At 49.3% G+C, this 13,805-nt stretch carries 12 protein-coding genes; all 12 read right to left on the reverse strand.

Annotation, left to right across the window (positions count from 1 at the left end):
* Positions 1–7: 7 nt before the first annotated feature.
* Entirely contained in the window at positions 8–1,396 is a 1,389-nt protein-coding gene (locus Q1A04_RS00300) for a TIGR00341 family protein (RefSeq protein ID WP_299699590.1), read from the reverse strand.
* A 54-nt stretch (positions 1,397–1,450) separates the two neighbouring features.
* On the reverse strand, positions 1,451–2,785 hold the full coding sequence (locus tag Q1A04_RS00305; protein ID WP_299699592.1) for a DUF2254 domain-containing protein: 1,335 nt from the start codon (positions 2,783–2,785) through the stop codon (positions 1,451–1,453).
* 112 nt (positions 2,786–2,897) lie between these two features.
* Positions 2,898–3,272 carry a cyclic nucleotide-binding domain-containing protein gene (locus tag Q1A04_RS00310; RefSeq protein ID WP_299699595.1) on the reverse strand — a complete coding sequence of 125 codons (375 nt, stop codon included), beginning with the start codon at positions 3,270–3,272 and terminating at the stop codon, positions 2,898–2,900.
* A gap of 6 nt (positions 3,273–3,278) precedes the next feature.
* Positions 3,279–4,199, reverse strand: a complete 921-nt coding sequence (locus Q1A04_RS00315) for a universal stress protein (protein WP_299699598.1) — start codon at positions 4,197–4,199, stop codon at positions 3,279–3,281.
* Between the two features lie 102 nt (positions 4,200–4,301).
* Complete coding sequence (locus Q1A04_RS00320; RefSeq protein WP_299699601.1) at positions 4,302–5,018, reverse strand: sulfite exporter TauE/SafE family protein; 717 nt, start codon at positions 5,016–5,018, stop codon at positions 4,302–4,304.
* A 4-nt stretch (positions 5,019–5,022) separates the two neighbouring features.
* The gene (locus Q1A04_RS00325) at positions 5,023–5,490 is read right to left on the reverse strand and encodes a FixH family protein (protein WP_299699604.1); all 468 of its coding nucleotides are present in this window, start codon (positions 5,488–5,490) and stop codon (positions 5,023–5,025) included.
* A gap of 50 nt (positions 5,491–5,540) precedes the next feature.
* On the reverse strand, positions 5,541–6,944 hold the full coding sequence (gene ccoG / locus Q1A04_RS00330) for a cytochrome c oxidase accessory protein CcoG (RefSeq protein WP_299699607.1): 1,404 nt from the start codon (positions 6,942–6,944) through the stop codon (positions 5,541–5,543).
* A 219-nt stretch (positions 6,945–7,163) separates the two neighbouring features.
* On the reverse strand, positions 7,164–8,354 hold the full coding sequence (locus tag Q1A04_RS00335) for a c-type cytochrome (protein ID WP_299699610.1): 1,191 nt from the start codon (positions 8,352–8,354) through the stop codon (positions 7,164–7,166).
* Complete coding sequence (locus tag Q1A04_RS00340; RefSeq protein WP_299699613.1) at positions 8,351–8,545, reverse strand: hypothetical protein; 195 nt, start codon at positions 8,543–8,545, stop codon at positions 8,351–8,353. Before Q1A04_RS00340 ends, Q1A04_RS00335 begins: the two co-directional genes overlap by 4 nt.
* A 90-nt stretch (positions 8,546–8,635) precedes the next feature.
* Complete coding sequence (gene ccoN / locus Q1A04_RS00345) at positions 8,636–10,822, reverse strand: cytochrome-c oxidase, cbb3-type subunit I (RefSeq protein ID WP_299699616.1); 2,187 nt, start codon at positions 10,820–10,822, stop codon at positions 8,636–8,638.
* A gap of 144 nt (positions 10,823–10,966) precedes the next feature.
* Positions 10,967–11,152 carry a cbb3-type cytochrome oxidase assembly protein CcoS gene (ccoS, locus tag Q1A04_RS00350; RefSeq protein ID WP_299699619.1) on the reverse strand — a complete coding sequence of 62 codons (186 nt, stop codon included), beginning with the start codon at positions 11,150–11,152 and terminating at the stop codon, positions 10,967–10,969.
* Between the two features lie 81 nt (positions 11,153–11,233).
* Positions 11,234–13,642, reverse strand: coding sequence for a heavy metal translocating P-type ATPase metal-binding domain-containing protein (locus Q1A04_RS00355; RefSeq protein WP_299699622.1), 2,409 nt, complete (start codon positions 13,640–13,642; stop codon positions 11,234–11,236).
* Between the last annotated feature and the right edge of the window lie 163 nt (positions 13,643–13,805).

Here is a 13,805-nt window from a genome sequence, read left to right on the forward strand (position 1 = left end):
TATTGCCTTATAAAGTTGATGAAACCCTTACCGAGTCGCGCCTGAATCGGTTGGCCATGTACTGTTGTATACGTCCCTCATACTCAGTCACCTTGGCCGGGTCTACAAATACTGCATTTGTCTGCTTGACTGGGTTTGCCGCCTGTGGTTTTTTCCAGCCGATCATTACTAGCATAACTGTGTCTAGTTTAACTTTGTTTTCCGACACCGATACGATCTCCCCTACTTCCACTTTATCTATTTCCGGGAATATCAGCTTCAGCTCCCGGCTAGCGCTTACCGGTGTGAAAGTACTTGCCAATCGCACTAGACTGTCTGCTCGCTGACTCTGCATTTTCTGTATCTCTATGGTCTTCAGGAAGTCCTTTGTGAGGTTGTTTGTAATGTCGGAGGCCATTCGGCGGACATCCTCGGCGGACACGTCCAACTGTACCAGTTTTACTTGGTGCTTGGCAAGCGAATTTTTGGCCAGTAGCGTGTTATAATGGGTTATTAACGTGTCCGGAACCGGATTTCCCACGCTGTAGATTTTGATTGTATTGAGTGTATCTGTGTCTGTAACCTCCCATTTAATGATTTCATTGTTACGTCCGGCAAAATCCCGCACAATCAAATTTTCGATTTTCTTCTTCGTCTGCACAGTCTGATAGATGTTGTAGAGAAAGTAAGCACTTGGCGATACCACGATAAACAGCATTACGGCCATGATGCGTGCCACGCGCCGTTCCGTTGCTTTGTCTACGTAGTGTTTGATGTCGAATTTGAGGTATTTTACGATCAAGAACGTGGCCAGACTGATAAAGACGGCGTTGATGAAGAACAGGTAGAAGCCTCCGAAGAAGAAGTCGAAGCGGCCCAATGCCAGTCCATATCCCGCAGTACAGAGCGGCGGCATCAAGGCGGTAGCGATGGCCACACCCGGTATGGCGTTCGATTTGTCAGAGCGGGAAATGGAGACAATACCGGCCACTCCGCCGAAGAAGGCCACCATAACGTCTAGCAGGGTCGGCTTGGTGCGTGCCAACAGTTCGTTGGTCGGTTCGCCAAGCGGTGTAATCATAAAGTAGAACGTGCTTACGATTAGACCGGCAGCGGCCGCAATGCTCAGGTTCTTGACGGAGGCCCATAACATTTCACGGTCGTTGATCCCCACCGCTAGGCCCAAACCAAGTATGGGCGACATGAGCGGGGAGATAAGCATGGCCCCGATGATTACGGCGCCAGAGCCTGTATCTAGACCAATGGATGCCAGCATGGCCGAGCAAATCAGCATCCATGTGTTGTTGCCCCGAACTGGTATCTTGTCGTAGATTTCTCTTATTGTGCCCGGTTCATCCGTCTCATGAATGATGTTGAGCGCTCTATCCAAAGCTCTCTTTAAAGAGTCGATAATCATAAAAAGGTAATTGCTATTCGGGTAAAAATAACCTTTTTAGCCTAAGTCCCCAAGTTATGACTGTAGTAAAGTAAGATGGCGGGTGAGTAAACCGGTGGCGTTAAGCGCTTTAATCATGTCGTTTACCTTATGTCTGTCTCCCGGGTTCTTAGTTGTTTCTTGGGCATCCTCTACCATAAGCTGCGCCTCTTTTGTGATGGCAGCTTGGTGTTTGGGATAATTTTTCGCTTCGTGACACAAGTTTTTGAGCAGGTTAAGTAAACGCAGCAAAATAATGGGGTCTGACTTCCCATAGACGCGTATAGGTCCCAAGCATACACTCATCAGTTCTCTAAAGCTCACTTCATCTAGGCGCAAGCGCAGCGTGCCATCTTGATCATGAAAGATTTTCTCATCGGTCAGCCGCATTCGCAATATAAAGAGGTCGGTTAGGTAATCGATGGCTTTGATGGCAGTGCCAGGATCGTTTACGCTTGGACTCAAGGCCTTAACCGCACTCTCCGTGATCTGTTTGAAGCCATACAGGTAATTAATGTCGGCCAGCTCCTCTTGATAAAAACTTAAATTGCTGTCTAATTCTCTACAAAAGAGTTCCTTGTCTTTGAGGTTTCCGGCAACACGTGCAAAAGGAAGACCTTTGATCACAAAATGACCAAGGGGCTGCATGAACTCCAGCACCACGTCATGTTCCTTGCACTGTTCTATTACCGCCTTTCGGTCTACTTTCTGCAGATAACCCGTCGAACTACTCTCAAGCTCTCGCCAGTCGCCAGTTTCGAATATAGCGGGCAGTTCAGCCCCTTCGTCCCGTTCAATCTCTTCTTTTAGTTTGTTAAGGGTCGTGTTATAGATACCCTCTAAAATGTTGTCTATTTGAATGGCAACAGAGATAGAATGAATGAAATACACAAAAAACGCTAAGCAGAGAAAGGTAAAGCACATGGCCACGAACACAGCCAATCCGGGCAGGTCTGTATCATAGTGCTCTGACCGCACGTTTACCATCACCACTAAGGTGTAGATGAGTGTGCCAAGGTATAGGCCAAGCACTTTCTGGTTCGATTTAGAGGAGATGAGCCCGGGAATGACCCGCGGCGAAAAATTACTGCTTGCCTGATTGAGAACCAGCATCACCATGGTAAAACTGAATACTATAAGTGAAAATATGCCAGTGGCGATGGTACTCAGAATCATGTTGGCCGTTTCGCCATGGGTGATGATGAAGAAGGGCAGTTGATCTTCTAATTGTTTGCTTATCCCTCTCGTCTCATAATAAATCATCAACACGGCAAAGCCGAAGAAAAGCAGGGATATAAGCGTTGGAAAAAAACCTATGCTTGTGTAAATAAACTGTATAACAAGCTTTATGCGGCCTAGAATTCTCCTCATGGGCGGTAGTATAGCGCTTTTAGTTTGTATTAGCGTTTACTGCCTGTATGTGCTATAAGTTATAAATAATAAGAGAGCCAGTAACAGCTGGCTCTCTTTCAATGTGGATTTCCTACTCGAAGGCAGTGTTGGTATGGGCTGCCTCCCAAATCATTTGTTTTATCAGGTACAGGCGCAAGGAAGGGTTTAGCTGAATTGCCCGTTGAAGCTCCTGTTTATCTATCCGGATTAAGAATGTTGTTTCTGATGCTAAAGCCGTAAAGCTGTAGACATCGTTCAGTAAATCGGTGATTCCGAGCAGAAAATCGGGTGGGGCGACAATCTTCTCATCCATATTAGCTGCCGTGCCTTCTAGAAGGACACTGCCACTCGTGACGAGGTAAAAATAGTATGTTCTTTCCCCCTGCCTAAACAGATAGCTTCCGCTCTCATAGATCGCGGGCTCACCTGTTAGAATACCTTGCTCTATAAAATCCCGTATCGGCATGATTCCCTAGCCTATCAAGTGCTGCCCCACCGTTTGTATTTGGGTTTCTCTCTGTTTTTTTGCACAGTTCACGCAGCACCCAGAGCAAGGTTTCTTTTTGTGCTGGTGATACGTGAGCAATGGAATCCGTGTATGGAAAGCCATTGTTTTCACGTAATTGCTGCTAAAAAGTCGCTGCATCAGATAGTTGTCCTGTGTGGCTAAGATCAGCGCGTCAGCACACGCCAGTTCAGCAAACTCGCTGATGCCTTCCAGCACATCTTCTTCCTCCAATAGCCTGAACTCTACTTTTCGTCCCTTCATCTGTTTTTCCAGTTCCAGCATGGCGGCTTTGTAGGCGCAGAGTTGGGCCCGCTCCTCCTCACCGTATACCTGCACCAAGGTTAGCTTGGCCTTAAGCTGCTGTGCAAAATCCGCAATTCGGAAAAGTACGCTTTGCTCTTGGTCAGTAAAATCTGTGGCAAAAACCAGATGCTTCAGTTTTTTGTAGCGTGCTACCGGCGGTATTACCATGACAGGGCATGATACTAACTCCATGATAGCGGCTGTTTGGTCAGCTGCTACCTCGGACAGGCCACTGGGCGCTCTCACTCCGGCGTCCAAGAGCACCAGATCAATCTGGTAGTCCTGTACTACGGACTGGATACTATCGAGCACTTGGCCCGGACGCACCACACAGTCGAACGGTGCGGCAGCTTTATCAGCTTTGAACTCGCGACTGAAGACACGTTCGGCAAAAGAGCGCAGCTTCTGAATACAGCTGCTTTGCTGCGTAAATGTCAAGTCGGCAGTTTTGCAGGCATGGAACAGGTATAGCTCCGCGCCTAAGGCATGGGCCAGTTGTCCGGCGTAGTAAAGCAGGTTTTCCCCCGCCTCGTTCATTTCCAGCGGAACCAGAATGCGTTTTGTTAGCGATAGCGTACTCATGGTGATTTCTTTTAGTATAGTAAAGGTATGGATCGTTCCGTTGCCAAGCAGTGAGCTGCATCACCCAGAAATGTGACTTTGGTTAGTTTTTGCTCTGCTGACCTATTTAGGTTTTGAACAGCAGCTCATCTCAGTTGTATGCTGAGCCGTCTGTACCACTTTCGGGCTGATATAAGGTATACCCAGTCCCAGTCCGCGCACGATGAATAAGATGGCCAGCGTCATGCCCACATAAGGCACGGCGCGGTTGAAAATCCCCCTTACCTTTAAGCTTATGAGCTTACCCGATAGGGACACCAGATACATGAGCGGAAAAGTGCCTAGCCCGAACAGTGTCATATACAGCATGGCGCCGTCTATACCCGGTGCGCTGATCGCACCGGCAAGGGCGATGTACACGAAGCCACAGGGCAGCAGCCCATTCAGCAGGCCCACTACAAACAGAGAGCCGAGTGAATTTTTCTGGAAATAATACCCCAACTGGTGGCGTACCCAGCCCATTGCTCTGTCAGTACCCAACACACTCGATGCCCTTCCCTTCATAGCGGCGGGAAGCACCAGTAGCAGGATGATCAGTATACCTGACACAATGGAAACCGTCTGCTGTAGACCCGCCAGCTGCAGTGACTGGCCAAAGGCGCCTGCCAGCGCTCCGAGTGATGCGTATGTTACGATGCGACCACCATTGTACAGGAGCCGGCCGAGATAGTATCTCCAGCCGGAACTCCCGACAAATGGTAGCGCCATTGCTATAGGGCCGCACATCCCGACACAATGGAAACTGCCTAATAAACCAAATAGAAATCCTGCCCAGATCATGGATTTACTTTATTTGGATTGTTTTCTCTGAATAGTATGCTTCTTCTCCGTCGCTAAAGTTCACGCGAACTTTCCAAAGGCCTTTCTCCAGATCCTCTGCTTCTATGAGCTGGCTGTGGTCACGGCCCAGTGCCATCGGCAGCTGCTTGTCCAGCTTGTCGTCCGACGGACGAAACAATGTGATCGTGCCGCTTACCTTTTTTTCGCTGTAAGTAGCCGGCAATTGCAGCAGGATGGTTCCAGCTTCCGCATTATAGTTGACCATTACATCGCCTAAAGCCTGCGTGCGGCGCACGCGGTCAATCTGATCTTGATAGGCGATCTCCTGTGCATAGTAGTCTTTGCTGACAAGGTCCACGTCTTGATTCATGGCCTGAATCACGAAGAAGACAATGTAGCCCATAAAGGACACCAGTCCGATAACGATGGCATAAGGCCAGAAGGTGAATTTTTTATTTTTATCAGTTTCCATGATGAATGCTCGCTAATTGTTGCTTTTGAATTGGATTGCCCAATTTAACTTTACTTGGCCGGGCCAAGGAATTTGGTATCCTGTACCGTAATTAGTTCATCGCCGTGATACACCCCGATTTCTATCTTAGAGTTCATGCCCTGCAGCCGCCCCTGCGGAATCTCGGCGAAAAACACGCCATCGGCTTTGCCCTGCGCTGGCAGCACTAAACTGCTACCGACCACCCGGATGGTTCCGTCTGTGTTATGCAGTTTGAGCGTGAGCGGCATGTCTTCATTGGTCTTGTTGATGACAGAGATGTTGTAAAGGTTCTTCACCGTACCCTGCGTAGTTTTCTGATAGAGCTGCCCCGGGGTGCGCAGGATGGTAGCCTCCGCATCGTCTCGGGTTAGCAAAAGGGTGGTAAGCGCAACAAGCAACAGCATGAGTACGGAACTGTAACCCATTACCCGAGGTGTGAAGAATTTCCATTTGCGTCCATCAGCTATTGCCTCTTCAGAGTCGTAGCGTATAAGGCCCTCCGGCTTGTCGATCATGCGCATGATGTCATCGCAGGCGTCCATACAGGCCGTGCAGTTAATACACTCCAACTGCGTGCCGTTGCGGATGTCTATACCTGTAGGGCATACCTGCACACACTGAAAGCAGTCGATACAGTCTCCTTCGGTTCGCTCCTGTCCTTTGCGCAGTTTGCCGCGTGGTTCTCCGCGCTTGTAGTCATAGGCCACTACCACGCTTTTCTTATCAAGCATCACACCCTGAAGGCGGCCATAGGGACAGGCAATCGTACAAACCTGTTCCCGGAAATAGGCAAACACCCAGTAGAAAACTCCGGTAAAAACCAGCATGGTGCCAAAACCAGCTAAGTGGTTCATGGGGTTATCGGTAATGATCTCTTTGAGCGCATCTATACCGATAATATATGCTAAGAAGGTATTGGCGATAAGGAAGGAGATCAGCAGGAAAATAGCTGTCTTAGTGCCTTTTTTAAATATTTTCTCCCCATTCCAAGGCATTTTGTCCAAGGCGCGCTGTTTGGTATAGTCCCCTTCGATCAGGTACTCAATGCGCCGGAACACCATTTCTAGAAAAATAGTCTGCGGGCATACCCAGCCACAGAAAAGACGGCCGTACACAACCGTGAAAAGAATGATGAAGACGACCAGTGCCAAGAAGGCCAGCACCAGAATAAAGAAGTCCTGCGGCCAGAAAAGGATACCGAAGATTACAAACTTGCGCTCTACCACATTGAGCATGAGCAGTGGCAAACCGTTGATCTTGATGAAGGGTCCAGCGAAAAGAAAGGCAAGCAAGCCGTAGCTCACCCACTTCCGGTAATCATAGAATTTGCCTTTCGGCTTTTTAGGGTATATCCATACCCTCTTCCCATGCTCGTCAACTGTCGAGATGTGGTCCCGGAACTCCTCCGGAGATGTCTGCAATTTAGTTGCCATGGCAGTTTAATTTGTGCGGATATTAATCCTGCCTGTTATAAAATATGAAAATGCCGAGAGTCTAAAAGTATCTCTCTTTGCTTTTACAAAATTCCGCATTTGGCTGCTCCAAAAAGATGACGCAAGTCATTTTCCGGAGTGATAGTCATCAGTAATGGGAAAAATTAAAAAGGCAGGCACTCATTGCTGAATGCCTGCCTTTTTCTGATCTGTAAATTACTACTCCTTCTCCCCTTGCGCCTCTTTGGCGTTTGGCGGGTTCGTGCCTTGCAGCGAGAGAATGTAACTGCTAACCTCGAGCATCTGGTCTTTGGTCAGCTTGCCCTGCCAAGGCACCATGCCCTTGCTTGGCACACCGAATTTCACTGTCTTGAAAATGTCGTTCACATCGCCACCGTGGATCCAGTACTCGTCAGTAAGGTTAGGTCCTACGGTACCTTCTCCAGCCTGACCGTGACAGGCCGCACAGTTCTGTATGTAGAGCGATTTGCCGGACTCCAGAGCGGAGGCATCAGTCAGTACTTCAAAGTTTGTCACTGCATTCGGGTCTTCCACATTCTGAGACGCGATGAGCGCTGCCTGCTGCATTTCCATTTCATACTCCTCTATCTGTAGGGCTCCTGTTCTGAACACGTGGTAGTGCAGCATATAGCCCACTGCGAACACAATGGATACATAGAACATATACTTCCACCAAGGTGGCAGGTCATTGTCATACTCCTGTATGCCATCGAAATCGTGTGTGGAGTGAATCACGTCTTTCGCCTTGCCGGTCATAACAGTGGTATCTCCGCTCAGCAGGGCATACATACGTCCTGAGAAAGTAGCTTGGAATTCCTCGTCTTTAAGCGAGTCGCCCATCATCGGAATGATCAGACGGAAGAGCATCACCAGCACGAATACTATCAGTAGGATGATAAGGGCAACCAAGCCGTAGATGAAGTGCACAATAGGCGGCAGATCCATAAAGGCAACCTCCTGTGGTGCAGCCGGTGTCACTACCTCTGTGGTAGCGGCCGGTGCTTCTGCTGTTACAGGTGCAGCGGCGCTTGCCTCCTTGATATAGGCGATCACATGGTTGATGTCCTCATCAGAAAGGGAGCCTTCAAAAGCAGGCATCGGCATTTTCTTGAATTGCTCATACACAGCCACCGCATCTTCGTCACCGGACTGGATGAGGGCCTGTGAGTTCTTGATGAATTTGACCAGCCATTCGTCGCCTCGTCGCTCGTGCACATCTTTCAATGCAGGACCTACAACATCGGCATCCATACTGTGGCAGGCGGCGCAGTTGCCTTCAAAAATTTTCTTTCCTTGCACTGCGTCCTGAGCCATTGCCGAAGCGCCGGTCATTAAGAACAGGCCAGCCGCTAGGGCTAGGGTTTTGAGTTTGTGGAGTGGAGTTCTCATTGTCTGTTACCTCCTATTGTTTGATCTTGATCTTCGTCTGCACAGGCGAAGCTGCTCATGTTGCTTACATATTTCTTATCCATCAGGGCTACATAAAGGAGAAGACCCAAGAAGAACACAAAGAAGATCGTGAAGGATATGAGCGGGTATATTTCGATGCCGTCTATGGCTTGTAATACGTTCTTATACATTGTCTTAGACTTTTTTGACTCTCAGACTTTGTGACAAAGGACTTCAGTTTGCTCATCTGTCCTTTGTCATTTAGTCTGTTGTCAGGTTCACTATTCTTCTACTTCTTCAGCTTTCACCTTAATGTCCGTACCCAGACGCTGCAGGTAGGCGATCATGGCGACGATCTCGCTTTCCGGGCGTACTTCGAGCCCTTCTTTAGCCAAGTCCGCTGTGATCTCTCGTGCCTGATTCATCAGTTCTTGGTTCGCATTGGCGATGTACTCATCTTCGTAAGGCACACCCAGTTGCTTCAATACTTTCAGTTTCGCTTCTGTCGTGGTCAGGTCCACGTCCTGCTCAAACAACCAAGGGTAGGCCGGCATAATAGAGCCCGGAGACATAGAAGTTGGGTCGAGCATGTGGTGGTAGTGCCAGCTGTGCGGATACTTGCCACCCACTCTGTGAAGATCCGGACCGGTACGCTTAGAGCCCCACAGGAAGTTGTGGTCGTACACGAACTCACCTGCTTTGGAATACTCACCGTAGCGCTCTGTCTCCGATCTGAATGGACGCACCATTTGCGTATGGCAGTTCACACAACCCTCTTTGATGTACAGGTCACGCCCCTGTAGCTCGAGCGAGGTATAAGGCTTCACGCTGGCGATGGTTGGCACGTTTGACTTGATCACGAAGGCAGGTATAAACTCTACCAGACCACCGATCAGAATCGCTACAGTTGCCCAGATAGCCATTTGCGTAGGGCGTTTTTCGATCCAGCTGTGCCAGTGACCGGCATTGTGGCTCACTTCTTTCACTACCGGAGGAGCAATTGCCGCCTCGTTCGCCTCCAAAGCGCCAGACTTAGCCGTCTTATACAGGTTGTAAATCATCAGGAACACACCGCTCAGGTATAGCAAGCCGCCAACACCGCGCAGGTAGTACATAGGAACGATTTGCAGCACAGTCTCCAAGAAGTTAGAATACTGCAGGGTGCCTTCCGCTGTGAACTCTTTCCACATCAGGCCTTGAGTGAAACCAGCCCAGTACATTGGGATGGCATAGAATAGGATACCCAGTGTGCCCAACCAGAAGTGTGCGTTGGCAAGCTTCTTAGAGTGTAATTGCGTTTTGTAAAGACGGGGGAACAACCAGTACAGCATCGCGAATGTCAGGAAGCCGTTCCAGCCCAGCGCACCTACGTGCACGTGTGCTACGATCCAGTCAGTAAAGTGCGCGATGGCGTTTACGTTCTTCAGCGACAGCATCGGACCTTCAAATGTCGCCATACCGTAAGCAGTGATGGCAACCACCATGAACTTCAGTACAGGTTCGTCACGCACTTTGTCCCAAGCGCCACGAAGCGTTAACAGACCGTTGATCATACCACCCCAGCTAGGAGCGATCAGCATCACAGAGAACACAACGCCCAGTGACTGCGCCCAGTCAGGCAGTGAGGTATAAAGTAAGTGGTGCGGACCAGCCCAAATGTAAATGAAGATCAGCGACCAGAAGTGTATAATGGAAAGTCTGTAGGAGTATACCGGACGGTTGGCAGCCTTAGGCAGGAAGTAGTACATCAGGCCCAAGAACGGTGTGGTCAGGAAGAACGCAACCGCGTTGTGGCCATACCACCACTGTACCAGCGCATCCTGCACCCCGGCGTAGCCAGAGTAGCTTTTCCAGAATGTTACCGGCAGTTCGTATGAGTTTACAATGTGCAGTACCGCTACGGTCAGGAATGTGGCAATGTAGAACCAGATGGCTACGTACATGTGCTTCTCACGACGTTTTGCAATAGTACCGAACATATTCCAGCCGAATACTACCCATACCAAGGTAATGGCGATGTCAATCGGCCACTCAAGCTCCGCATACTCTTTAGAAGTTGTGATGCCCAGCGGAAGTGTGATCAGAGCGGCTACGATAATCAGCTGCCAGCCCCAAAAGTTCAGCTTACTAAGTTTATCGCTGTACATGCGCGACTTACAGAGGCGCTGCAGCGAGTAGTACACACCCATGAAGATGGCGTTACCCACGAAGGCGAAGATCACCGCATTGGTGTGTAGTGGCCTGATACGGCCGAAAGTCGTGTACTGGTTGCCCATGTTCACGTCGGGGTTTGCGAGCTGAAACGCGATCAGGGTACCGATGATCATACCGGCTACGCCCCAGAACACGGTGGCTATACCAAAGTCGCGAACGATCTTGTTGTCGTAGAAAAAGGATTCCGAGACCCCTGAATCCTGCCCCACCCGTTGCGGTGAGCCCTCTAAGACAGATGCTACATTAGTTGACATGTGCGGTGTCCTCCATTGGTTAAGGTGTGTTGAGTATTATTGTTTGTTTTATTATTAATCATGTGCAAAATTCATAATTCAGCCTCTCCAAAAAGATGACTAATGTCATTCTTCGAGGTGATTGTCATCAGTAATCGAGCTGACTTATTTCTGTTTTTGGCTTAACTTATCTGTTTTAGGCCCGGCATTGAACTCGTTTTCGAAGAGCATGCGCACAGCCGGCGTGTAATCGTCGTCGTACTGACCGGAGCGCACTGCCCACAGGAAGGCGGCTAAGAAGCCAGCAGCTACAAGCACACTTATGGCGATGAGAATAAAGATGATATACATAACTTATTGAGTTCTGAGTTTAGAGTTCTGTGTCCTGAGTTATTTTCAATTCCTCATTCTTCATTATTTAATCCTAATTGATCAAAGTCCCGCTTTTTTCGCGGCGTACTTGACGGAGAGTGTGGCAAAGGTCATCACGCTGATCGTGCTGATCGGCATGAGGATGGCGGAGACGATGGGCGTGAACAGCCCCATCACTGCCATGGTTAGGCCCACCACGTTGTATACCAATGACACGGCAAACGTCAGTAGGATGAGTGTCATGGTCTTCTTGGAGAAGTTCAGAAAGGTGCTCAACCTGTCAAATGCACTGGCGTCTAGGATAGCGTCGCAGGACGGTGAGAAGTTGGTTATGCTGTTGCTCAAGGCTATACCTGCGTCGCTTTGCTTCAAGGCGCCTGCGTCGTTAAGACCGTCGCCTACCATTAGCACTTGGTGCTGCCCTTTCTCTTTCAGGCGCTGTATGTATTCCAGTTTCTGCACCGGCGATTGATTGAAGTTCAACACGGCCTCTAGTCCCAGCAACTCTCGCAATCGAGCCTCTTCATGGTCATTGTCACCGGAAAGCACGGCTATTTTCTTATCGCCCAAGCCCTGTAACACTTTGTTAAGTCCATCGCGGTACACATTGAAGAAGGTATAGTAGCCAAGCACTACTCCGTCTACTGACACATAAACCGTAGTTTTGAGGTTGTCTTTCTGCTTATCGGTAGGTACACCCAAGTAGGCCGCTGAACCAACACGCACGAACAGGCCGGTCACTTCACCCGCTAAGCCCTTGCCGGCATATTCTTGAAAGTTAGTGACTTCGGCGGTGCTGCCTGCTATGCTCTCGCTGATGCGCTGACTCAGTGGGTGCGTGGAGTGGCGCAGCACTGAAAGTATAGCATGCTGCTCTTTATCTGAAAGCACTTTGCCTGTGTAGGTTACCTCCGCCTCGCTTGGCTCTGTCAGAGTGCCTGTTTTGTCGAACACCACTGTATCTATTTTAGCCAATCGCTCCACTACGCCCGTGTTTTTGAGATAGAATTTGTTGCGACCAAACACCCGCATGGTATGGCCATGCACAAAAGGCGTTGCCAGTGACAGTGCACAGGGGCAGGCAATGATCAGCACTGAGGTGAAGGCTTTCATGGCGGTGTCCATGTCGCGCGGCACCCAGTAAATGAGCGCTCCGGCAGCCACCATCAGGGTGACAATGATAAAGTATTTGCCAGCAATATTGGAGTAGGTATGGAGGTTCTGCTCTTCGTTCTTTGAGAAGACCGTGTCGTTCCAGAGCTGCGTCAGATAGCCTTGCGATACTTCTTTCACCACCTCCAACTCGATGCTCTCTCCTACCTGTCGGCCACCCGCGTAGATAACCTCTCCCACTACCTTCTCCACTGGTTCTGACTCACCGGATACAAAGCTGTAGTCGATCATGGCGCGGCCATGCAGCAGGATGGCATCGGCTGGTATAAGTTCTTGGTTGCGAATGCGGATACGGTCGTTTACTTTAAGGTTTCGTACAGCTGTGGAACTCTCTTCGCCGTTTTCTTTCAGCACTGTAATGGATACCGGGAAATACGAGGTATAGTCTCGGTCGAAGGACAGCGTGTCGTAGGTGCGCTGCTGAAAGTACTTGCCAATCAGCATGAAGAACACCAATCCTGTGAACGAGTCCAGATAGCCCGGCCCGCGCTCTGTTATGATGTCGAACAGGGATACAAAGAACAGGGCAAGCAAGCCTGTTGAAATAGGCAGGTCGATGTTAACCATACGCTGCTTTATACCTTCCCAAGCGGAGGTAAAAAAGCCCCTCGCACTGTAAAAGAACACCGGGATGGATAAGATGATGCTCATATATCCGAAGAAGGAGCCGAAGTTGTTCTGCAGCCCTTGCGTGAAGTCCAAATAGTCCGGGAAGGCCAGCAGCATGACGTTGCCAAAGCTAAAACCGGCTATACCTAGTTTGTAGATAATCGCGCGGCTTTTGCTGGTTGTTTTCTTGCCGTTGGTGTCAGCCAGTGTAATAGCAGGCTCATATCCGATACGGGTTAGCAATTCCACCACCTCGCGCAGCGAAGTCTTCTCATGAAAGTAAGTAAGCGCTACCTCCTTGCGCAGAAAGTTGACAGTGGTTTCAGCTATACCCGGGTTGAGCTTAAAGAGGTTTTCCAGCAGCCAGATACAGGAGCTGCAGTGCATCTGCGGTATGTAAAAGGTCAGCTTGCAGATCTTGTCGCTGCGGAAATTGATGAGCTGCGCTTCCACGCCCGGATCATCCAGATACGCGAAGCGAGCCTCGGGCATGGACTTTTTGTTAGATAGCCCCGGGTTTTCCTCTAAGTTATAGTAGGTACAGAGATTGTTCTCATCGAGAAGTTCATAAACGGCTTTGCACCCATCGCAGCAAAACGCTTTGTCGTGCGCCAAGATGGGTTCGTCACCACAGGAATCCCCGCAGTGGTAGCAGTTCTGAATATTGGTTTGGAGTGCGGCTTCCATCACAATTATCCTTTTAATGTCTGATACAAAGGTAATTGGACGGTATAGTCTAAAAGATGACGCATGTCACTTTCTAAACTGATTATGCTCAGTGCACACAGTTGTGAAGTGTCCTACATTTGTAACATCAAGAATGACGAAACAGAAGGCAGCCGCAGAAAGA

It is taken from the genome of uncultured Pontibacter sp. (assembly GCF_947499215.1).
GTDB lineage: Bacteria > Bacteroidota > Bacteroidia > Cytophagales > Hymenobacteraceae > Pontibacter.

Excerpts from the sequence above, each read along its gene's own strand:
- Q1A04_RS00300 (WP_299699590.1), bottom strand. The coding sequence starts at position 1,396 with ATGATTATCGACTCTTTAAAGAGAGCTTTGGATAGAGCGCTCAACATC.
- Q1A04_RS00305 (WP_299699592.1), bottom strand. The coding sequence starts at position 2,785 with ATGAGGAGAATTCTAGGCCGCATAAAGCTTGTTATACAGTTTATTTAC.
- Q1A04_RS00310 (WP_299699595.1), bottom strand. The coding sequence starts at position 3,272 with ATGCCGATACGGGATTTTATAGAGCAAGGTATTCTAACAGGTGAGCCC.
- Q1A04_RS00315 (WP_299699598.1), bottom strand. The coding sequence starts at position 4,199 with ATGAGTACGCTATCGCTAACAAAACGCATTCTGGTTCCGCTGGAAATG.
- Q1A04_RS00320 (WP_299699601.1), bottom strand. The coding sequence starts at position 5,018 with ATGATCTGGGCAGGATTTCTATTTGGTTTATTAGGCAGTTTCCATTGT.
- Q1A04_RS00325 (WP_299699604.1), bottom strand. The coding sequence starts at position 5,490 with ATGGAAACTGATAAAAATAAAAAATTCACCTTCTGGCCTTATGCCATC.
- ccoG (WP_299699607.1), bottom strand. The coding sequence starts at position 6,944 with ATGGCAACTAAATTGCAGACATCTCCGGAGGAGTTCCGGGACCACATC.
- Q1A04_RS00335 (WP_299699610.1), bottom strand. The coding sequence starts at position 8,354 with ATGAGAACTCCACTCCACAAACTCAAAACCCTAGCCCTAGCGGCTGGC.
- Q1A04_RS00340 (WP_299699613.1), bottom strand. The coding sequence starts at position 8,545 with ATGTATAAGAACGTATTACAAGCCATAGACGGCATCGAAATATACCCG.
- ccoN (WP_299699616.1), bottom strand. The coding sequence starts at position 10,822 with ATGTCAACTAATGTAGCATCTGTCTTAGAGGGCTCACCGCAACGGGTG.
- ccoS (WP_299699619.1), bottom strand. The coding sequence starts at position 11,152 with ATGTATATCATCTTTATTCTCATCGCCATAAGTGTGCTTGTAGCTGCT.
- Q1A04_RS00355 (WP_299699622.1), bottom strand. The coding sequence starts at position 13,642 with ATGGAAGCCGCACTCCAAACCAATATTCAGAACTGCTACCACTGCGGG.